General features: G+C 53.2%; 19 protein-coding genes. 18 read left to right on the forward strand and 1 reads right to left on the reverse strand.

Annotated features, from left to right (window positions below):
* Positions 1 to 37 precede the first annotated feature (37 nt).
* The 16 genes from C1A10_RS13555 (at position 38) to C1A10_RS13630 (ending at position 14,704) form a co-directional block, all read left to right on the forward strand.
* The gene (locus tag C1A10_RS13555) at positions 38 to 1,516 is read left to right on the forward strand and encodes an NCS2 family permease (protein ID WP_101910763.1); all 1,479 of its coding nucleotides are present in this window, start codon (positions 38 to 40) and stop codon (positions 1,514 to 1,516) included.
* Positions 1,517 to 1,734: 218 nt separating this feature from the next.
* Positions 1,735 to 4,023, forward strand: coding sequence for a xanthine dehydrogenase subunit XdhA (gene xdhA, locus C1A10_RS13560; RefSeq protein WP_101910764.1), 2,289 nt, complete (start codon positions 1,735 to 1,737; stop codon positions 4,021 to 4,023).
* Positions 4,024 to 4,041: 18 nt separating this feature from the next.
* Complete coding sequence (gene xdhB, locus C1A10_RS13565; RefSeq protein WP_101910765.1) at positions 4,042 to 4,929, forward strand: xanthine dehydrogenase subunit XdhB; 888 nt, start codon at positions 4,042 to 4,044, stop codon at positions 4,927 to 4,929.
* Positions 4,922 to 5,413, forward strand: coding sequence for a xanthine dehydrogenase subunit XdhC (gene xdhC / locus C1A10_RS13570; RefSeq protein WP_101910766.1), 492 nt, complete (start codon positions 4,922 to 4,924; stop codon positions 5,411 to 5,413). Before xdhB ends, xdhC begins: the two co-directional genes overlap by 8 nt.
* Positions 5,414 to 5,568: 155 nt before the next feature.
* Positions 5,569 to 5,925, forward strand: a complete 357-nt coding sequence (locus C1A10_RS13575; RefSeq protein WP_101910767.1) for a winged helix-turn-helix domain-containing protein — start codon at positions 5,569 to 5,571, stop codon at positions 5,923 to 5,925.
* A complete protein-coding gene (locus C1A10_RS13580; RefSeq protein WP_101910768.1) occupies positions 5,912 to 6,937 on the forward strand; it encodes a molybdopterin-binding protein in 1,026 nt (341 codons plus the stop codon). The genes C1A10_RS13575 and C1A10_RS13580 overlap by 14 nt, the downstream gene beginning before the upstream one ends.
* Positions 6,937 to 7,446: a cyclic pyranopterin monophosphate synthase MoaC gene (gene moaC, locus C1A10_RS13585; protein ID WP_101910769.1), complete on the forward strand. Its 510-nt coding sequence runs from the start codon at positions 6,937 to 6,939 to the stop codon at positions 7,444 to 7,446. The genes C1A10_RS13580 and moaC overlap by 1 nt, the downstream gene beginning before the upstream one ends.
* Before the next feature lie 17 nt (positions 7,447 to 7,463).
* Entirely contained in the window at positions 7,464 to 8,438 is a 975-nt protein-coding gene (gene moaA, locus C1A10_RS13590; protein ID WP_101910770.1) for a GTP 3',8-cyclase MoaA, read from the forward strand.
* Positions 8,439 to 8,442: 4 nt separating this feature from the next.
* Complete coding sequence (locus C1A10_RS13595) at positions 8,443 to 8,877, forward strand: MOSC domain-containing protein (RefSeq protein ID WP_101910771.1); 435 nt, start codon at positions 8,443 to 8,445, stop codon at positions 8,875 to 8,877.
* The gene (locus tag C1A10_RS13600) at positions 8,870 to 9,382 is read left to right on the forward strand and encodes a MogA/MoaB family molybdenum cofactor biosynthesis protein (protein WP_101910772.1); all 513 of its coding nucleotides are present in this window, start codon (positions 8,870 to 8,872) and stop codon (positions 9,380 to 9,382) included. The genes C1A10_RS13595 and C1A10_RS13600 overlap by 8 nt, the downstream gene beginning before the upstream one ends.
* Positions 9,379 to 10,227: a molybdate ABC transporter substrate-binding protein gene (gene modA, locus C1A10_RS13605; protein WP_242968935.1), complete on the forward strand. Its 849-nt coding sequence runs from the start codon at positions 9,379 to 9,381 to the stop codon at positions 10,225 to 10,227. Before C1A10_RS13600 ends, modA begins: the two co-directional genes overlap by 4 nt.
* Before the next feature lie 44 nt (positions 10,228 to 10,271).
* Complete coding sequence (gene modB, locus C1A10_RS13610) at positions 10,272 to 10,943, forward strand: molybdate ABC transporter permease subunit (RefSeq protein WP_101910773.1); 672 nt, start codon at positions 10,272 to 10,274, stop codon at positions 10,941 to 10,943.
* Complete coding sequence (locus C1A10_RS13615) at positions 10,940 to 11,971, forward strand: sulfate/molybdate ABC transporter ATP-binding protein (protein ID WP_101910774.1); 1,032 nt, start codon at positions 10,940 to 10,942, stop codon at positions 11,969 to 11,971. The genes modB and C1A10_RS13615 overlap by 4 nt, the downstream gene beginning before the upstream one ends.
* 217 nt (positions 11,972 to 12,188) lie before the next feature.
* Positions 12,189 to 12,563 (forward strand): RidA family protein, encoded by a 375-nt coding sequence (locus C1A10_RS13620; protein ID WP_101910775.1) that lies wholly within the window; start codon positions 12,189 to 12,191, stop codon positions 12,561 to 12,563.
* 154 nt (positions 12,564 to 12,717) lie between these two features.
* Positions 12,718 to 14,043, forward strand: coding sequence for a uracil-xanthine permease family protein (locus tag C1A10_RS13625; protein WP_101910776.1), 1,326 nt, complete (start codon positions 12,718 to 12,720; stop codon positions 14,041 to 14,043).
* A gap of 22 nt (positions 14,044 to 14,065) precedes the next feature.
* Positions 14,066 to 14,704 carry a helix-turn-helix transcriptional regulator gene (locus C1A10_RS13630; RefSeq protein WP_101910777.1) on the forward strand — a complete coding sequence of 213 codons (639 nt, stop codon included), beginning with the start codon at positions 14,066 to 14,068 and terminating at the stop codon, positions 14,702 to 14,704.
* 49 nt (positions 14,705 to 14,753) lie between these two features.
* Here C1A10_RS13630 and C1A10_RS13635 read toward each other — a convergent pair whose 3' ends face one another.
* Positions 14,754 to 15,395 (reverse strand): helix-turn-helix transcriptional regulator, encoded by a 642-nt coding sequence (locus C1A10_RS13635; protein WP_101910778.1) that lies wholly within the window; start codon positions 15,393 to 15,395, stop codon positions 14,754 to 14,756.
* A gap of 524 nt (positions 15,396 to 15,919) precedes the next feature.
* Between C1A10_RS13635 and ssnA the strand changes: the two genes are divergently transcribed.
* Positions 15,920 to 17,251, forward strand: a complete 1,332-nt coding sequence (gene ssnA, locus C1A10_RS13640) for a putative aminohydrolase SsnA (RefSeq protein WP_101911673.1) — start codon at positions 15,920 to 15,922, stop codon at positions 17,249 to 17,251.
* Positions 17,252 to 17,328: 77 nt separating this feature from the next.
* The gene (gene ygfK / locus C1A10_RS13645) at positions 17,329 to 20,337 is read left to right on the forward strand and encodes a putative selenate reductase subunit YgfK (RefSeq protein WP_101910779.1); all 3,009 of its coding nucleotides are present in this window, start codon (positions 17,329 to 17,331) and stop codon (positions 20,335 to 20,337) included.
* The last annotated feature ends 34 nt before the right edge of the window (positions 20,338 to 20,371 follow it).

The raw sequence follows: 20,371 nt of genomic DNA on the forward strand, positions 1-20,371 counted from the left end.
GACGGAACCCTGTCAAATACAACGAGGAGGAGAAAACATGGTTGAAAAAAACACGAACACTGGATTTCTTGAGCGCTTCTTTCAGTTGAAGGAATACAACACAGATGTGAAAACAGAAGTGCTCGCCGGATTCACGACCTTTGTGGCAATGGCGTACATCATCATTGTAAATCCCCAGATGCTGGCGGACCCCTTCTATATTATGGGGCAGAACGATTACGCTGCTCAAGTGGCAAACGGAGTCTTTTTTGCAACCTGCCTGATTGCGTTTTTCGGTACGTTCTTAATGTCTGTATATGCGAAGATTCCTTTTGCACAGGCTCCCGGCATGGGCCTTAACGCATTTTTTGCCTATACGGTGGTTCTGACGATGGGCTATACCTACGGCGAAGCACTTGCAATCGTATTTTTCTCTGGGTTATTGTTTATTTTCATCACGCTGATCGGATTCCGCGAGGCAGTAGTCCGCGCAATTCCGTCCTGTGTCAAAACGGCGATTTCCGCCGGTATCGGGCTTTTCCTCGCGCTGATCGGACTGAAAAATGCCAGCCTTGTTGTAGCCAATGGCTCAACCTTTGTAGGTCTGATCGATTTTTCACTCTGGAACAGCAAAGGGGATGCTGCCGGCATGATAACAGCGGGCGGCGTTCAGTATGCCGCTGACGCTTATCACAGCATGATTGCTTCGGCAATCGTCGCGCTGATTGGTCTGGTGGTTATCGGTGCGCTGCATGCGCGCAAAGTCAAAGGCTCCATTATTATCGGTATTCTTGTAGCTACAATTGTAGGAATTCCGTTTGGACTCACCTCATTCCATGGCTTCTCCATGAACATCGGCGCACAGTTCCAGGATTTCCTGGATGTTTCGCTGTTCAAAATGGATTTCCCCGGTCTGTTTAAAAATTCCACAAATATTTTCCAGATGATTTTTACCATCATTATGATTATTGTCTCGTTCTCGATTGTTGACATGTTTGATACAATCGGAACTCTGCTCGGTACGGCAAAGCAAGCTAAAATGCTGGATGCAAAGGGCGATATGCCCCGCATGCGGCAGGCTATGATGAGCGACGCGATTGCGACTTCGGTCGGCGCCTGCCTGGGAACTTCCACTGCAACAACCTTCGTGGAATCCAGCGCCGGCATCGCGGAAGGCGGACGGTCCGGTCTGACTTCGCTGGTTACTTCGCTGCTGTTCCTCTGCTCGCTGGTCATTGCCCCATTTATCGGCATTATCCCAAGCGCGGCGACTGCGCCGGCCCTGATTTTTGTGGGCGTTTTGATGATGAGCAGTATGAAAGAACTGGATTTCTCGGATATGTCCGAGGCGATTCCGTCTTTCGTAACAGTCGCATTTATGCCGTTTACTTATTCCATCGCAAACGGAATCGCGGCCGGTCTGATTACCTATGTGCTGATCAAGCTGCTTTCCGGAAAGACAAAAGAAATCAAACTGTTTACGGTGGTTCTCTGTCTTTTGTTTGCGCTTCGTTTTGCGTTTATGGTTACAGGCTGATCTCTTTTGCTTACGGCACAGCCGGGACATTCGTTGGAATGTCCCGGCTGTTTTTCAAAGGCGGAAAATATTTAATTTTTTCAAAAACAGTTGTATCCGCATAATGATTGTGCTATAGTGATATCAGAACACAAAAGTATGACTTTTATAATTAATGACGGAAATTTCAAAAAATATGCAAGAATTATAGCGATTATAGTAACAAGGAGGCCTGCAAGATGGGAATCGGAAAAAGTATAAACCGTGTGGACGCGGTCGAAAAGGTGACGGGCGGCGCGCAGTATACCGATGATTTCAGCGTCCCAAATTGTCTGGTGGCAAAGGTGGTGCGCAGTACGATTGCAAATGGATGGGTCAAAAGCTTTGACCTTTCCGAAGCTGAAAAGGTTCCGGGCGTTGTCAAGATTGTCACTTGCTTTGATACGCCGGACATTCAGTTCCCGACTCCGGGGCATCCCTGGTCTGTGGAGCCGGCCCATCAGGACGTATCCGACCGGAAACTTCTGAACCGCCGGGTGCGCATTTACGGAGACGATATCGCTGCGGTTATCGCGGAGGATGAGGTTGCGGCTGCGCGTGCTGCCAGGCTGATGAAAGTCGAATACGAAGAGTATCCGGTATACATTACGCCGGAACAGGCTATGGCGGAAGGCGCTGTCGCCATCCATGAGGAAAATCCGGATAATGTCCTGAAACACAGCGCGTTCCATATCGGCGATGTGGATTTTGATCAGGCAATCGCCGGCGAGGATGTCCGCATCGTAGAAGGGGAATATCAGACCCAGACGGTCCAGCACTGCCACATTGAAGTGCCGGTCTCTTACGCATATATGGAAAAAGGCCGCGTCGTTGTAGTGTCTTCCACCCAGATCCCTCATATCGTTCGCCGCGTGATCGGGCAGGCAAACGGCATTCCGTGGGGCAAAGTCCGGGTGATCAAGCCCTACATAGGCGGCGGCTTCGGAAATAAGCAGGAGGTGCTTTATGAACCGCTGAACGCTTTCCTGACCATGCAGGTTGGCGGCCGCCCGGTGAAGCTGGAGCTTTCCCGCGAGGAAACCCTGTCCTGTACGCGTGTACGTCATGCGATTGACCTGAAAGTAAAAACCGCGGTGCGTCCGGACGGGAGACTGGTTGCCCGCCAGGTTATCGCGGTTTCCAATCAGGGCGGCTATGCGTCCCATGGGCATGCCATTGTGGCAAACGCAATCAATAACTTCCGCCATACCTATCATGACGAGAAATCCCTGCAGGCGGATGCTTACACCGTTTATACCAATATTGCATCCGGCGGCGCGATGCGCGGGTATGGAATTCCGCAGGCGGCATACGCCATGGAGTCCCATATGGACGATATCGCCCGTGCGATCGGGATGGATCCGATCGAACTGCGGGAGAAAAACTGCATGCAGCAGGGATATGTCGACCCGATGAGCGGGATCACCTGCTATTCCTCAGGGCTGCTGGAGTGCATCCGGAAGGGCAAAGAGTATATCCATTGGGAAGAAAAACGCAAAGCCTACCAAGACCAGACCGGGCCTGTCCGCCGGGGCGTCGGCATGGCGTTGTTCAGCTATAAAACCGGCGTATACCCGATTTCGCTGGAAACTTCGTCGGCTCGCCTGATCCTGAACCAGGATGGCTCCGCCCAGCTGCATATGGGCGCGACGGAAATCGGGCAGGGCGCGGACACCGTGTTTATCCAGATGGCGGCGGAAACAATCGGCTTCAGGGAAGAAAATATCCATATCGTTTCCACGCAGGACACCGATGTCGCTCCGTTTGATACCGGCGCTTATGCATCCCGCCAGACGTATGTCAGCGGCATGGCGATTAAAAAGACCGCGGAGCTGTTTAAATCCAAGATTCTCGATTATGCGAATTATATGCTGAAAATTCCGGCCGACCAGATGGATATCCGGGACGGCAATATCGTTAACAAGGAGAGCGGCGAACAGCTGCTCACCATGGAAAAGCTCGCGATGGAGGCGTTTTACAGCCTGGATTATTCAGTTCATATCACAGCGGAAACCACCAACCACTGCAAAGATAATACGTTTTCCTTCGGTGTCTGTTTCGCCGAGGTGGAAGTGGATATCCCGGTTGGGAAGGTCAAGGTTTTGGATATCATCAATGTTCATGACAGCGGAACGCTGATCAACCCCAGGCTGGCGGAGGCGCAGGTGCATGGCGGTATGAGCATGGGGCTTGGTTATGCGCTGGGCGAGCAGCTTCTGTTTGACGACAAAGGCCGTCCGCTGAACAATAACCTGCTCGACTATAAGCTCCCCACCAGCATGGATACGCCGGAACTGCATGCTGATTTTGTTCAGCCGACAGATTCCAGCGGGCCTTACGGAAACAAAGCGCTCGGTGAGCCGCCGGCAATTTCGCCGGCCCCCGCAATCCGCAATGCCGTCCTGAACGCAACCGGTGTCGCGGTGAACAGCATTCCCATGAATCCGCAGAAGCTGGTGGAACAGTTTCAGGCAGCGGGCCTGATTTGAGAAGGGGGAGAAGAAGAAATGTATGATATCGAAAAGCTGTATCTAGCGAAAAGTGTGCCGGATGCAATCGCGGCCCTTACCGCCGACCCCGACGCGGTTATTATTTCGGGCGGAAGCGATGTCCTGATTAAAATCCGCGAAGGAAAGCTGGCGGGCTGTTCGCTTGTCAGCATTCACGGGATCAGGGAATTGAACGGCGTTTTCATGGAGGAGGACGGCACCATCCTGATTCGCCCCGCAACCTCTTTCAGCCATGTGACTTATCATCCGATTATTCAAAAATACATCCCTGTTCTCGGAGATGCCGTTGATCAGGTCGGCGGCCCCCAGATCCGGAATATCGGCACCATCGGCGGCAATGTCTGCAACGGCGCAACCAGTGCGGACAGCGCGTCCACGCTGTTTGCCCTCAACGCGCAGCTGGAACTGCGGGGCCCCGACGGCAGCCGCAGGGTCGAAATCGCGGACTTTTATAAGGGGCCGGGACGCACCGATCGCGCGCATAATGAACTGCTGGTCGCTATCCGCGTCCGGAAAAAGGACTACGAGGGCTTTGGCGGACACTATATTAAATACGCACAGCGCAACGCGATGGATATTGCGACGCTCGGATGCGCTGTCAATGTGAAACTAAACCCGGCGAAAGATGCAATCGAGGATATGCGTTTGGCGTTCGGTGTGGCGGCTCCCACTCCAATCCGTTGTCACAAAGCGGAAGCGCTGGCGAATGGGCAGAAGATTTCGCAGTCGCTGTTTGACGAGGTGGGAAAGACAGCCGTTACGGAAGTGAGCCCAAGAACCAGCTGGCGCGCTTCGAAAGAGTTCCGTTTGCAGCTGGTGGAAGAACTGAGCAAGCGTGCCTTAAAACAGGCGATCATCAATGCGGGAGGTGCGGTCAATGCTTAAAATTATCCAGATGGTGGTCAACGACAAGCCGGTGGAAGTAGCGGTTGACGGGCGGGAAAGCCTGCTGGATACTCTGCGCAACCGTCTGGGGCTGACCAGTGTAAAAAGAGGCTGCGAAGTCGGGGAATGCGGCGCCTGTACCGTACTGGTGGATGGGGAAGCCATCGATTCCTGCATCTATCTGACTGCTTGGGCGGAAGGCAGACGTATCCTGACTGTGGAAGGACTGCGCGGGCCTAATGGGGAACTCAGCCCTATTCAGACCGCTTTTGTGGAAGAAGCCGCAGTCCAATGCGGTTTCTGCACCCCCGGCCTGATTATGAGCGCGGTGGAAATTGTGGGCAGCGGGAAAAAATACAGCCGGGAAGAGCTGCGCAAGCTGATCTCAGGGCATCTCTGCCGCTGCACCGGTTACCAGAACATTCTCAATGCCATGGAACGGATTGTGAATGAAACCTATAAGGTTGTCGGAGACGGAAAATAATCGATTATGGCGGCCGGGTGAACCGGCCGCCGTTTGGCATGTCTGATTTATTGATAATCTCTATATATCGCAGTTTTCTCTTGACTTTGCAGAAGACAGGGATATAATTTGAACAACCGATATGTTTTTATAAACATATCGATGGAGGGAATGAAATGGGATTACACTATTGCATACGCCTGCGGCTTGAAAATCACGCGTCTTTTTTCGGACCCGGAGTTGAGCAGATTCTGTTGCTGGTGGATGAAACCGGGTCTTTGCAGACCGCCGCCGCACAGATGGAAATGTCTTACAGCAAGGCGTGGAAGATTATCAGACATGCTGAACAGGAGCTTGGATTTCCCCTGATGGAGCGCCATGTGGGGGGAAGCGGCGGGGGCTATTCCCGCCTGACGCCCAAAGGCCGCGACTTTGTAAACCGGTACACCGATTTCCGGCAGGAGCTTTGCAAAGTTGCGGACGGCTTGTTTGAGAAATACTTTAATGCAGGTGAACAGGATGAAAAAGATTGAAACCGCCAAAGCGGTCGGCCATGTGCTTTGCCATGATATGACCCAGATTATCAAAGGCGTATCCAAGGACGCCCGGTTCCGCAAGGGGCATATTGTAACGGAAGAGGATATCCCCGTACTGCTTTCTATGGGCAAGGATTACTTGTATGTCTGGGAAAAGCAGGAGGGAATGCTGCACGAGAACGATGCCGCGGATCGTCTGTACCGCTTATGCAAGAATGAATATATGAACGAATCGCCGGTGAAAGAAGGAAAGATTGAGCTTTTCGCGGCAATCGACGGCGTGTTCTGTATAGACCTGGAAAAATTGAATGCCATCAACAGTATTGATGAACTGATGATTGCAACTCTCAGCAATTATTACCCTGTCAAAGCGGGGAATAAGCTCGCCGGAACCCGGGTGATTCCGCTGGTGGTCGATGAGAAAAAATTGCAGGAGGCGGAAAGAATCGCGGGAAATACACCGATTTTCAGCCTGAAACCGTACCGCAGAAAAAAGTGTGGCATTGTGACGACCGGCAACGAAGTATTTTACGGGCGCATCAAAGATACATTCAGCCCGGTTGTTGTGAAAAAACTGGAGGAATTCGGCGCGGAAATTCTGGGAGTAACCTATTGCGGGGACGAGCCGGAAACCATTACGGCAGCAATCAATGAATTTTTGGCGCAGGGTGCGGAAATGGTGATTTGCACCGGAGGCATGAGCGTGGACCCGGATGACCGCACACCGGCGGCCATCCGCGCGACAGGTGCCAACATCATCAGCTATGGCGCGCCGGTTTTGCCGGGAGCAATGTTCCTGCTCTCCTATCAGGACGGCCGCCCGGTTCTTGGTCTTCCGGGATGTGTGATGTACGCTAAGCGCACCATCTTCGATCTCGTTCTGCCGCGTTTGATGGCGGACATCCCGATTGCCAAAAAGGACCTGGCGAAGCTTGGAAACGGCGGGCTGTGCCTGAGCTGCGAAGTCTGCCATTTTCCAAACTGCGGCTTCGGAAAGGGAGGGCACTGATGGAAAACGGATTGACGCATCTTGATGCGCATGGCAACGCGGTGATGGTGGATGTCGGCGGGAAAGCGGTCACGGAACGTGCCGCCACCGCGAAGGGCGAAATCCGGGTGGGCGAAAAGGCATTTGCCGCAATCGAAAGCGGCACCGTCGGGAAAGGCGATGTGCTCGGGGTTGCCCGCATAGCGGGCATCATGGCTGCAAAACAGACGTCCGGCCTGATTCCGCTCTGCCATCCGCTGATGCTGACCAAATGCGCGGTGGAGTTCGAACTGCATCCGGAAACCCAGACGGTGGAGGCGATCTGTACCGTTCAGGTAAGCGGAAAAACCGGTGTGGAGATGGAAGCGCTGACCGGCGCGTCGGTGGCGCTGCTGACCATCTACGACATGTGCAAAGCGATTGACCGGGGAATGGTGATCGGAAATCTCCACCTGGTCAGCAAATCCGGCGGAAAATCCGGCGATTTCCGGTTTGAGGAAAATCAGGGTGAAACAGGGAAACCTTTTTGAGAAAAGCAGGTGAAAAGATGATTGACTCGCAGGGCAGAACCATTGATTATTTAAGAATCAGCGTCACCGACCGCTGCAACCTGCGCTGCGTCTATTGCATGCCGGAAGAGGGAATCGTCCCCATGGCGCATAACGAGATTCTTACCTATGAGGAACTGGAACGGATCTGTGCCTGCGCGGCAAAGCTGGGTATCCGCAAGCTGAAGCTCACCGGCGGGGAGCCGCTCGTCCGCCTTGGCATTGTGGACCTGGTGCGGCGTCTCAAGGCCGTGGAAGGAATCGAGCAGGTCACCATGACCACCAACGGGGTGCTGCTTGGCGAAGCTGCTTCCAGTCTGGCCACGGCCGGGCTCGACGGAATCAATGTCAGCATAGACACTTTGGACCGGCAGGAATTTGCCAGGATCACGCGCCGGGATGAACTGCCCCAGGTGCTCGGCGGCATCAACAGCGCGCTGGAAGCCGGCCTGCGGGTAAAGATCAACTGTGTGCCGACCAGGCAGGCCGATCCGGATGGGCTTTTGAAGATCGCGGCGATCGCAAAGGAAAAACCGGTGCAGGTACGTTTTATCGAGATGATGCCCATCGGTCTGGGCGAACGCTTTGAAGGGCTTCCCGAGGAAAAGCTGAAAGCCTGCATGGAGGAGCGGTTCGGAAAGCTGCTTCCCTGTTCAGACAGGCTCGGAAACGGACCCGCGGTTTATTATTCCCTGAAAGGCTTCGCCGGTCATATCGGTTTTATCAGCGCGGTGACGGAAAAATTCTGCGGCGGCTGCAACCGTGTGCGCCTGACTGCTTCCGGATTTTTAAAGCTTTGCCTGCACTATGACCGCGGCATTGACCTGCGGGCGCCTCTGCGTTCGGGGATGGATGATATAGAACTTCTGCGGCTGCTGGAGCGTGCGATTGCGCAGAAGCCGGCGGCCCATCACTTTGAGCAGGCTGAGGTGGCCCATCGGGAGCTGCACAGCATGGCACAGATTGGAGGATAACGAAATGGGAAAGGTCATTGCGGTCTGTATCAGCGAAAAACGCGGGACGCAGAAGAAAAATATAGGCTCCGCCCGGTTTCAGGAAAACTGGGGGATTCAGAATGACGCCCATGCGGGGGACTGGCATCGGCAGGTCAGCCTGCTTTCTTACGATAGGATAGAGGCATTCCGTGCGCGCGGCGCAGAGGTCGATAACGGCGCTTTCGGAGAAAACCTTGTGGTTTCCGGTATTGATTTCCGCAGCCTGCCGGTCGGAACCATTCTGGAATGCGGCGATGTGGTGCTGGAAATGACCCAGATCGGCAAGGAGTGCCACTCCCATTGTGAAATCTATCATAAAATGGGGGAGTGTATTATGCCGCGGGAGGGTGTGTTTGCACGTGTTTTAAAGGGCGGGACCATTTCCGCCGGGGACATAATGGAGGTGCGCCGTGTTTAAAGTTGCGATACTTACAGCCAGCGACAAAGGATTCACCGGACAGCGCGAGGATATCAGCACACAGGTGGCGCGGGAACTCGCGCAGGAGGCGGGCTACGAGGTAGCCTGCTGTACGCTGCTGCCTGACGAACGGGATCAGCTTGCCGCCGAGATGCGCCGCATCTGCGACGGGGGGCTTGCTGACCTGATTCTGACTACCGGCGGTACAGGATTTTCTCCGCGGGACTGCATGCCGGAAGCCACGATGGATGTGGCGGAGAGGATCGCCCCCGGTATCGCTGAGGCTATGCGTTATTCTTCGATGAACATAACGAAACGCGCAATGCTTTCCCGCGCCGTTTCCGTCATCCGGGGCTCCACGCTGATTATTAATCTGCCCGGAAGCCCAAAGGCGGTCCGCGAAAACCTGACGTTTATCCTGCCCGAACTTCGGCATGGGCTGGAAATATTAACCGGGCGTGCGCATGATTGTGCGCGTACCGAACAAAAGGAGAGAGAGTTATGAAACGAACAATCTGCAGTATGCTTGCGCTTATGATGGCGCTGTCAATGGCGGCATGCGGAGCAAACCCGGCGGCATCCTCTTCACAGGAGCCTTCTTCCGAAGCGGTCTCTTCGGCGGTTTCGCCAGAAGCTTCATCTTCCGAAGCAGCTCCCGCGGAACAGGTGGAACTGATGGTATCGGCGGCGGCAAGCCTGACCGACTGTCTGAACGAGATCAAGGGCCTTTATGAAAAGGAAAACGGCGGAATTACCATTACCTACAATTTTGCCGCTTCCGGGGCGCTTCAGCAGCAGATTGAACAGGGCGCGCCCGCCGATGTCTTCTTCTCTGCCGGCAAAAAACAGATGCAGGCCCTATCAGACGCGGGACTCATGGATGATTCCACGGTCAAGGACATTGTGGAAAACAAGGTCGTCCTGATTACGCCGAAAGGCGGCACAAAGCTGGCATCATTTGAGGAACTTGCCAATGTGAAGCAGATTGGCGTCGGGGAACCGGAAACTGTCCCGGTTGGACAGTATACCGCGGAAGTGTTTGAAAACCTGAAACTGACCGATACTATAAAGGACAAACTGGTCTACGCGAAAGACGTTCGAGAGGTGCTTTCCTGGGTGGAAACCGGAAATGTGGATGCGGGCGTGGTTTATGAAACAGACGCTAAGATCAGCGATAAAGTGGAAATCTCCTGCACCGCGCCGGAAGATTCCCATAAAAAGGTGATTTATCCGGTTGGTGTGGTCAAAGAAAGCAAAGCAGCGGATGCCGCCAAGGCGTTTGTGGAATATTTGTTTGGGGATGAAGCCAAAACAGTATTTGAAAAGTACGGATTTTCACCTGTGGCGTAAGTAATTAATCGTGATAATCACCTAACAGGAAGGAGGTGACCGCCATGCCGTTTGACTGGTCGCCGCTGGCCATATCCCTTCGAACCGTACTTTGTGCCGGAGCGCTGGTATTTATTCTGGGAATTGGCTTTGCCCGGCTGTTTTTGTATGCGGGCGGACGCGTTAAGTGGATTACGGACGTGATATTCACGCTGCCGCTTGTGCTCCCGCCCACAGTGATCGGATTTTTTCTGCTGGTGCTGTTCGGGAAAAACAGCCCGCTGGGGAGAACGCTTGCGCAGATAGGGCTGTCGTTGATTTTTACATGGCAGGCCACCGTGGCGGCTGCGGTCGTCGTATCTTTCCCATTGATGTACCGCGCGGCGAAAGGCGCTTTTGAACAGGTGGACGAAAATCTGATCTGGGCTGCCCGGACTCTGGGAATGTCCGAATGGACCATTTTTATCCGCGTACTGATTCCGCAGGCATGGCCTGGAATTGCTGCGGGCACGGCGCTTTCCTTTGCGCGTGCGCTCGGCGAATTCGGCGCGACGCTGATGATCGCCGGGAACATTCCGGGGCGCACCCAGACGATTCCGATTGCCATTTATTTTGCGACGGCAGCGGGCAACATGCGTACGGCTGGAATCTGGGTCGCGGTAATTACCGCGGTATCCTGTCTGGCGCTCGGGCTGATGAACTACTATAACGCCCGGGCGAAAGGAGGCGGCGCATGAGCCTTCTGGTGGACATCCGAAAGGAGTTTCAGGGATTTTCTCTGAATATGCAGCTGGAAACGGAAGACAAAGAAGTTCTTGGGATTCTTGGGGAATCCGGCAGCGGCAAAAGTATGACTTTACGCTGCATCGCCGGGATCGTAAAGCCGGACAGCGGCAAAATTGTTCTGAACGGCAAAACGCTGTTTGACTCCGAGAAGGGAATCAACCTGCCGCCCCGCAGCCGAAACGTCGGGCTGATGTTTCAAAATTACGCGCTGTTTCCGCATATGACAGTGGAACAGAATATCGCCGCGGGGGTAAGGGATAAACAAAAGCATGAAGCGCAGATTGCGAAAATGCTTCGGTTGCTGCATCTGGAGGGCCTGGAAATCCGCCGCCCGTGGCAGCTTTCCGGGGGGCAGCAGCAGCGGGTGGCTCTGGCGCGGATGATGGCGGCGGAACCGGAAATCCTGCTGTTGGATGAGCCTTTTTCCGCTTTGGATGGCCGCCTGCGCCAGGAGATCGAATCGGATTTCGCAGAAGCATTGGATACGTTCACAGGCCCGGCGGTGCTGGTTTCCCATAATTTCAACGAGATATATCGATACAGTACGCGCACAGCGGTTGTTTCAGGCGGCAAAAAGGTAGAGGAAGGCGGCACAAAATCGCTGCTTGCCAGTCCCGAGCGGATTGCATCGGCGAGGCTGCTCTGCTGTCCGAATTTGGCCAAACTGGACAACTCGGGGTATGCCCCGGATTGGAACCTTCATTTTGAACCGCCCGCCGCCAAAGAAGGCTGCGCATGGGTCGGGATATTCGGCGGGGATATCGAGTTTTGTGCCGAGTGGGATGGCTTTCCTGTAAAAATCCGGGAAATATCTGAGACACTTCGTGAAGCCACTGTCAGGCTGGAAATGAAGGGGGCACGGGAACCGCTTTACGCCACCTGTTCCAAAACACAGGCGGAAAAAGCCCTGCAGCTGTCCTCCGCCGGTGCACTCTTTGCAAAACTCCCCGCGACAAAGCTTCTCTTTTTACAAGACTGAAAAAGTGACTGCCGTCAACGCAGACATTAAAACTGCCCGTATTCTGCGGGCAGTTTTTAATTTATATAATAAATTTCAAATTGTGAGGGAAAATAAAATTGTGATTCTAAGAAAATATTATTTTTTTAAAAATTATTTAATAAAAATCTATTACAAGTGCTAAAAAATATGATATAATCAATTCATTCCTTATTTTTTTATTGGAGGTATTAAAACCATGAACAAAGTCATTTCCGCAAAAAATGCCCCTGCCGCTGTTGGTCCATATTCTCATGCGGTTATGGGCGGAAACGTCCTGTATACTTCCGGCCAGCTCGGTCTTGATCCGGTCAGCGGCGCTCTGCCTGAGGGAGTGGAAGCACAGGCAAAACAGGCTCTGGACAATTTGGGCGCAGTACTGAAAGAAGCCGGAATGGATTATTCTGATGTGGTTAAAACAACGGTTTTCCTTGCAAATATGGCAGACTTTGCCGCAATCAACGCCATTTATGCGGACTATTTTAAAGGGGATTGCCCTGCCCGTTCCTGTGTGCAGGTTGCAGCGCTTCCGAAAGCAGCGTTGTTTGAAATTGAAGCAATCGCAGTTAAATAAGTAATACTTATAACAAATTAAACAAAATTCGCTTTGATATTTTTTTATTAAACTTTGATAATCTTCTTGCAAACCCACCTTACATAAGCTATATTAATAACATAGCAAATAAAAATACAGTTTTCCTAAAAAAAATTTGTAAGGTTGTGTTTGAATGAAGGATCATGTTACAAAAGAACCGAGATCCATTTTTGAACTGGGCGGCGTGCCTCCCATGAAGCAAGTGGTTCCCCTCGGGCTTCAGCATGTTGTTGCGGCGATTGTCGGCGTGGTTACCCCGGCCCTGCTTGTTTCAAATACTGTGGGTCTGAGCGGTCCGGATAAGACTATTCTGGTTCAGGTATCTTTGCTGATCACTGCGATTGCGACCCTGATCCAGCTGTATCCGCTGGGTCGACGTATTGGATCGGGACTGCCTGTGATTATGGGCATCAGTTTTGCTTATGTGCCGACCCTGCTTGCGATTGGCGGAAAGTTTGACCTTGCCACCATTTTAGGTGCACAGATTGTCGGCGGCTGCGTTGCGATCCTGTTTGGAATTTTTCTCAAGCAGCTGCGCAGATTTTTCCCGCCGCTGGTCACCGGTACGGTGATCTTTACAATCGGTCTTTCCCTTTACCCGACCGCAGTGAAATATATGGCCGGCGGCGCGGCAAGCCCGACCTTTGGCGACCCGAAAAACTGGCTGGTTGCGATCATCACATTTGCCGCGGTGATCTTCTTTAACTATTTCACCAAAGGTGTCAGCAAGCTGGCTTCGATCCTGCTGGGTATGATCATAGGCTATGTGGTTGCTCTGATGATGGGGATGGTTTCCTTTGAAGCGGTTGGCACCGCCGGCTGGTTCCAGCTGGTTGCTCCCCTGCATTTCGGCTTGAAATTTAACATCAGCGCCTGTATTTCCATGGCAATTATGTATATCGTCAATTCCGTGCAGACCATTGGTGACCTGAGCTCCACCACTTTAGGCGGACTTGACCGTCTGCCTTCCGACAAAGAACTTTCCGGAGGGATCGTCGCGCAGGGTGCCGCAAGCATTTTGGGTGCGTTTTTCGGCGGACTGCCCACGGCGTCCTACAGCCAGAACGTTGGTATTGTCACTGTAAACCGTGTCGTCAATAAAATTGTATTTGCATTTGCCGCGGGCGTGATGCTGGTTGCAGGGTTTATTCCGAAATTTGCTTCCGCGCTCACAACCATTCCGCAGAGCGTGATCGGCGGCGCTACGATTTCTGTGTTCGCGACGATCACAATGACCGGTATCCGCATGATCACATCCGAAAAACTGACGCAGCGCAATGTTGCGGTGGTTGGTCTTGCGGTTGCGCTGGGCGTCGGTGTTACTTCGGTATCCGGCAGCCTTGGCGGTTTCCCTGAATGGGTAACCACAGTGTTCGGAAGTTCTTCCGTAGTGATTGCGACTTTGATGGCGATCCTGCTGAACACAATTCTCCCGAAGGATAAAGAACAAACAAAATAAACGTCAAGAAGGGGAGGATGATTTGCATAAGTTATTAACCTTCTATCTTCCCATGGTTGATTTTATCGCTGACTGCATGGGCGAGAATACCGAGGTCGTTTTGCATGACCTGACGGATTGGCACCAGTCTGTTGTTGCGATCCGCAATGGACACATCAGCGGCAGAGAGGTCGGTTCGCCCATCACGGATTTATCACTGAATATCTTAAAAACGGCATCGTTTGAACAGCTCCCTTACATGGCCAATTATCAGGGCGTTGCGAAAAACGGGCACAGCCTGAAATCATCCACCTTTTTTATTAAGGACGACACAGGCGCCATGGTGGGCATGCTTTGTGTCAACACAGACTATCACGCGCTCACGGAAGCCCGCCTGCAGCTGGAATCCCTGATTGGCGCGCTGGGCATCCAGACCGGCGGCGGGGTTACGGAGAACTTTACCATGAATGTCAGCGATCTGGTGCAGGCAAACCTGTTTCGCGTCTGTCCCAACCTTGAAGAACTGGTTGGCAGGATGAGCCAGAAGGATAAGCTGGAAATTGTGGAAAAGCTTGACGAACTTGGCACGTTTTTAGTAAAAGGTTCCATTGTCTGTGTAGCAGAAAAGCTGGGCGTTTCCGTCCCAACCATCTATCGGTACCTCAATATGATCCGAAAATAGCGAAGAAGGCGGACGCCGCGGCGCCCGCCTTCTTTGCATCATGGACGGTTCAGTTTTTCGCATCGATGTAACTGTAAAGGGTATATTTGGAAATCCCGAAATATTTGGAGACTTTATCGCCGCTTTTGGTAATCAAAAATGCGCCGGTGTTGTTTAAAAACTGGATGGCGTTGATCTTGTCGTCCTTCGTCATCAGGGCCACCGGTTTTCCGACAAGCCGGACCGACTGCTCAATCAGCTCGTCCAGCAGGTCGTTGACATTCTGCGAAATCCGTTCCGGCTCCTTTTTGTCACTTCCCGTTTCCGTTGTAATCAGCGGCTTGATGGAGTTTTCGATCATCAGAAGGCTGGTGATATCAAAGTTAATTCCAAAAACACCGATTGCCTCTCCGGAGCCGTCACGGATATAAATGGTGCTCGACTTCAGGATTTTCCCGTCTTTGGTTTTCGTCAGGTAATTCAGGTGGTCATGCAGGTTGCTGCGGTCACCGTGGAGCGCTTCCAAAACAACGTGGGAAGGCCCGTCTCCCGGCTTGCGGTTGGTAACATGCCCGTTCACGATGTCGACAATGGAGCTTTCTGTGTTATTGTCTGTCAGGTCGTGTATCACGACTTCACAGTTGCTCCCAAACTGCTGTGCGATTCCGTAAGCAATTTGTTTCAGTGTATGAAGCGTCAATTCCGGAAGCATTTTGAACATCCCTTTCTGAATGGTACTCGATAAATTCTATCATATCAATTTTTTACATAAAAAGCAACAAAAAAAGTAAATACTAAAAATTTTTTTTGAGAATATTGTTTGAAGCTATTGCGATTTGCCGCCGATTATGTTATAATAACCGCGAAACAAACAGCAAAGCTGTTTGTGGCCGCGCTTTGCGCGGTTAGCGGCGCTGGCGCGCCGCGAAACGGATGTTACACCATAATCCGGCCGACAATGTCGGCTATCGCCGCTTTGCGGCGAAGCAAACCAAAAAATGGTTTGCGATTATGTTATAATCATGTCAAAGAGAAACAGGGAATATTCCTGTGCGTTTTTCACAATTTAAGATAGGGTAGCTGCAACGGAGTGCTTCGCGCACGGGCTGGATGATCATTGAAAATTCGGCTTTCCTGCGTCCTCTGCAAGCGGCCGGGTTTCAGGGGTTCATCCGATGGGTGGACGCCTTTTTTGCTGTTACCGGTTTCAAAGCAGAAATAAAGGAGGAACAGATGATGTTGCTGGTAGGAAATGGAAGACTGATTACTCGGGGGGAAAATCATCGGCTGATTGAAAATGGCTGTGTTGCCGCTGATCAAGACCGTATTATAGCGGTCGGCACGACAGAGGAGCTGCGCGCGAACTATCCGGAGGCGGAATTTGTTGATGCGCACGGCGGCGTGATCATGCCCGGCCTGATTAATGCGCATAATCATATTTACAGCGCTTTTGCGAGAGGACTCTCCATCAAAGGCTATCAGCCGAAGAATTTTCTGGACATTCTGGACGGCCAGTGGTGGACGATCGATCGCCATCTGACCCTTGCCGATACAAAAATGAGCGCGCTTACCACCTATCTGGACTGCATCCGCTGTGGAGTAACGACCGTTTTCGACCATCATGCCAGCTATGGCGGCATCGAAGGCAGCCTGTTTGTGATTGCGGACGCAGCAAAGGAACTGGGTGTACGCACCTGCCTCTGCTATGAGGTGTCCGACCGCGACGGCGAAGAAAAGATGAAAGCCGCTGTGAAGGAGAATGCCGATTTTATCCGTTCCTGTCAAAATGATGACACGGATATGCGCAAAGGAATGATGGGCCTGCACGCATCCTTTACGCTTTCGGATTCCACGCTTGCGCTTTGCAGGGAAAACACGCCGGACGGGGTCGGCTTCCATATTCATGTCGCGGAAGGCATGGCGGACGTTTACGACTCCCTGAAAAAATACGGCAAGCGCGTCATCAACCGCCTGCACGACAACGGGATTCTCGGAAGCCAGACCATTACAGGGCACTGCATCCATGTCAATGGAATCGAAATGGACATCCTGAAAGAAACCGATACGATGATCGTGCATAATCCGGAATCCAATATGGGCAATGCGGTAGGTTGCCCGCCCACGCTTGAAATGATGCACCGCGGCCTGCTGGTGGGGCTTGGTACCGACGGCTATACGAACGATATGTTTGAGTCGATGAAAGCGGCGAACTGCCTGCACAAGCATAACCTCTGCGATCCAACCGTCGCCTGGGGGGAAGTCCCGCAGATGCTGTTTGAGAACAACGCGGTTATCGGCGCCCGCTATTTCAGCAAAAAGCTCGGCGTGCTGGAAGAAGGCGCGGCGGCGGACATCATTGTCGTAGACTACGACCCGCTGACTCCGATGCATGCGGACAACTGCAACGGGCATATGCTGTTCGGTATGATGGGGCATGACGTCGTAACTACAATTATTGACGGCAAACTCAGAATGAAAGACCGCGAACTGGTTGGCATTGACGGCGTGGAAATTCTTGCGAAGTCACGGGAGCAGGCGGCCGACCTCTGGAGCCGTATCAACGCCTGATCTTTGGAAACCATAGAACCAACAGCCGTACGGTCTATCCGGCGGCTTCACCGATAGTTGAATCAGGAGGAATACCGATGAGTGATATCATGCGCCCGATCCCGTTTGAAAAACTGATGGACTGGGTTTTGGAAGAATTTAAAACAAGGGGTTCGGTTTTTGGCATCTCGAAATTGTTCTCGCACAGACCGGACGACCAGAAGCTGCCCCTCTTTGCGGAGAAGCTGGAAGCTCCGTTCGGACCTGCCGCCGGCCCGCATACCCAGCTGGCGCAGAATATCATTGCGGCGTATGCTGCCGGCAGCCGCTTTTTTGAACTGAAAACCGTGCAGAAAATGGACGGGGAGGAGCTTTCCGCGTGTGTGAACAAGCCGTGTATTGCGGCGGAGGACGAGTGCTACAACTGCGAATGGTCCACGGAGCTGCGCGTACCCGAAGCGTTCGAGGAATATGTGAAGGCCTGGTTCGCCTGTAAGCTTCTCTCCCGCGAGTTTGAGCTTGGAAGCGACGACGGTTTTATCTTCAATATGAGCGTCGGATATGACCTTGAGGGGATCAAGGGCGAAAAGGTGGACGCTTATATCGAGGGCATGAAGAATGCGGAAAATACGCCGGTTTGGAAAGCCTGTAAGGACTATGCACTGAAAAATATTGCAAAATTCAGCCGGGTCGATCAGGCGTTTATCGAGTCGATCACACCACATGTGAGCGATTCGATTACACTTTCCACGCTGCACGGCTGTCCTCCCGAAGAGATTGAACGCATCGCGACCTACCTGATCACCGAGAAAAATCTCAACACCTATATCAAGTGCAACCCGACCCTGCTGGGCTACGACTATGCCCGCAAAACGATGGACGCGCTTGGCTATGACTATGTGAAATTTGACGATCACCACTTTAAGGAAGACCTGCAGTTTGAGGACGCCGCGCCGATGATCCGCCGCCTGATGAAACTGACCGAGGAGCGTGGGCTGGAATTCGGCGTCAAGCTGACCAACACCTTCCCGGTCGATGTCGCGGCGGGTGAGCTGCCCAGTGAGGAAATGTATATGTCCGGGCGCGCACTTTACCCGCTGACCATCTCGGTCGCGCGGATGATTGCGCGCGAATTTGAGGGCAAACTGCGCATCTCCTTCTCCGGCGGCGCCGATCATTACAATATTGAACGCCTGTTTGCGGCAGGCATCTGGCCGATTACGATTGCGACCACCCTTCTGAAGCCCGGCGGCTACCAGCGGTTCTATCAGATGGCGAAGAAATTGCAGAACTGCGGCGACCAGCCGTTTTCCGGCGTCAACGTCGCGGCTGTCTCGGATTACACCGAAGACTGTATGGCCGACCCGCATTACCGCAAATCCATCAAGCCTCTGCCGCGCCGGAAGCTGAAGAAAAAGGTACCGCTCATCGACTGCTTTACCGCGCCCTGCCGCGGCGGCTGTCCCATCGAGCAGGATATCCCCGCCTACCTGCGGCTAGTCGGGGAAGGAAACTACACCGAGGCGCTCAGGGTGATCACCGAGCGCAACCCGCTCCCATTCATCACAGGCACCATCTGTTCCCACCGCTGCATGGACAAATGTACGCGCAACAGCTATGAAAAGAGCGTGCAGATCCGCAGCAGCAAGCTGGTCGCTGCAAAAGGCGGCTTTGAGGAACTCATGAAATCGCTCAAAAAGCCGGAATCCGCTTCGGAGGATATCCGTGTCGCGGTGGTCGGCGGCGGGTCGGCAGGTATTTCCGCAGCCTTTTTCCTCGCGCGCGCCGGTATTTCTGTTACCGTGTTTGAAAAACGCGATCAGCTCGGCGGCATCGTGCGCCACGTCATTCCCGCGTTCCGCATTCCCACCACGGCGATTGAGAAGGATATTGCGTTGGCGCAGGCGCTGGGCGCGAAATTTGAGTGCGGCGTGGAAATTACCTCTGTGGACGAGCTGAAAAAGAAGGGCTATACCCATGTGATCCTTGCGAACGGCGCATGGAATCCGGGCCGTCTGGAACTGGAATATGGTAAGACTTTGAACGTGCTGGATTTCCTGGAGCAGTGCAAGAGCAATCCCGACGGGCTGAATATTGGCGGGCAAGTCGTAGTAATCGGCGGGGGAAACACCGCCATGGACGCCGCGCGCGCGGCGAAACGCGTCGAAGGGGTCAAACAGGTGCGTCTGGTTTACCGCCGCAGCAAGCGCTACATGCCCGCGGATGAGGAAGAACTGGCTCTTGCGGTTGAAGATGGGGTGGAGTTCTGCGAGCTGCTTTCTCCCGTCGGCGTAAAAGACGGCGTGCTGACCTGCCATAAGATGTCTCTGGGCGCGCCGGACGCATCCGGACGCCGCCGCCCTGTTGACACGGGCGAAGTGGTGGAAGTGCCCGCCGACACCGTAATCGCGGCGGTCGGCGAACGCGTCGACAGCGATTTTTATACCACGAACGGCATTGCGCTCGATGAGCGCGGCAGGGTGAAGGTGAACGCGGATACCCTCGAGACCAGCGTTTCCGGCGTTTATGTGACCGGCGACGCAAACAGGGGTCCGGCCACTGTTGTGGAGGCGATTGCGGACGCGATGAAAGCCGCGAAAGCAATTGCCGGCATCAAAACCGATGCTTACGAGGCGCAGAATGTTAATCCGGACGCGGGACCGGCTTACCGCAAGAAGGGCACGCTTTATTCGAACTGTTCCAAATGCACCGAAGATGAGCGCTGCCTGGAATGCGCGACCGTCTGCGAATGCTGCGTGGATGTCTGCCCGAACCGCGCCAACGTTGCGGTGCGCGTGAAAGGCAAGGCCATGCGCCAAATTGTCCATGTCGACGGCATGTGCAACGAGTGCGGAAACTGCGGCACCTTCTGCCCGTATGACAGCAGGCCGTACAAGGACAAATTCACGCTGTTCTGGAACGAAGAAGATTTCGAAAACAGCACAAACGAAGGGTTCCTGCTGCTGGATGCCGGAAAACAGCTTTACCGCGTCCGTCTGGACGGTCAGGTAGGGGACTATACCGTGTTCGGGCAGGACTGCGGACTGCCCGCGGATATCTGCAGGCTGATTTCGGCGGTTGCTTTGGAATACAGCTATATGCTTTAAAAGTGAATCAAGAAAGGGTGGGCTTTTGCCTGCC

Source organism: Marasmitruncus massiliensis (genome assembly GCF_900186535.1).
GTDB classification, from domain to species: Bacteria; Bacillota; Clostridia; order Oscillospirales; family Ruminococcaceae; genus Anaerotruncus; species Anaerotruncus massiliensis_A.

What these genes read in the sequence shown, in the direction of transcription:
- C1A10_RS13555 (WP_101910763.1), top strand. Translation starts at nt 38, where the DNA reads ATGGTTGAAAAAAACACGAACACTGGATTTCTTGAGCGCTTCTTTCAG.
- xdhA (WP_101910764.1), top strand. Translation starts at nt 1,735, where the DNA reads ATGGGAATCGGAAAAAGTATAAACCGTGTGGACGCGGTCGAAAAGGTG.
- xdhB (WP_101910765.1), top strand. Translation starts at nt 4,042, where the DNA reads ATGTATGATATCGAAAAGCTGTATCTAGCGAAAAGTGTGCCGGATGCA.
- xdhC (WP_101910766.1), top strand. Translation starts at nt 4,922, where the DNA reads ATGCTTAAAATTATCCAGATGGTGGTCAACGACAAGCCGGTGGAAGTA.
- C1A10_RS13575 (WP_101910767.1), top strand. Translation starts at nt 5,569, where the DNA reads ATGGGATTACACTATTGCATACGCCTGCGGCTTGAAAATCACGCGTCT.
- C1A10_RS13580 (WP_101910768.1), top strand. Translation starts at nt 5,912, where the DNA reads ATGAAAAAGATTGAAACCGCCAAAGCGGTCGGCCATGTGCTTTGCCAT.
- moaC (WP_101910769.1), top strand. Translation starts at nt 6,937, where the DNA reads ATGGAAAACGGATTGACGCATCTTGATGCGCATGGCAACGCGGTGATG.
- moaA (WP_101910770.1), top strand. Translation starts at nt 7,464, where the DNA reads ATGATTGACTCGCAGGGCAGAACCATTGATTATTTAAGAATCAGCGTC.
- C1A10_RS13595 (WP_101910771.1), top strand. Translation starts at nt 8,443, where the DNA reads ATGGGAAAGGTCATTGCGGTCTGTATCAGCGAAAAACGCGGGACGCAG.
- modA (WP_242968935.1), top strand. Translation starts at nt 9,379, where the DNA reads ATGAAACGAACAATCTGCAGTATGCTTGCGCTTATGATGGCGCTGTCA.
- modB (WP_101910773.1), top strand. Translation starts at nt 10,272, where the DNA reads ATGCCGTTTGACTGGTCGCCGCTGGCCATATCCCTTCGAACCGTACTT.
- C1A10_RS13615 (WP_101910774.1), top strand. Translation starts at nt 10,940, where the DNA reads ATGAGCCTTCTGGTGGACATCCGAAAGGAGTTTCAGGGATTTTCTCTG.
- C1A10_RS13620 (WP_101910775.1), top strand. Translation starts at nt 12,189, where the DNA reads ATGAACAAAGTCATTTCCGCAAAAAATGCCCCTGCCGCTGTTGGTCCA.
- C1A10_RS13625 (WP_101910776.1), top strand. Translation starts at nt 12,718, where the DNA reads ATGAAGGATCATGTTACAAAAGAACCGAGATCCATTTTTGAACTGGGC.
- C1A10_RS13635 (WP_101910778.1), bottom strand. Translation starts at nt 15,395, where the DNA reads ATGCTTCCGGAATTGACGCTTCATACACTGAAACAAATTGCTTACGGA.
- ssnA (WP_101911673.1), top strand. Translation starts at nt 15,920, where the DNA reads ATGTTGCTGGTAGGAAATGGAAGACTGATTACTCGGGGGGAAAATCAT.
- ygfK (WP_101910779.1), top strand. Translation starts at nt 17,329, where the DNA reads ATGAGTGATATCATGCGCCCGATCCCGTTTGAAAAACTGATGGACTGG.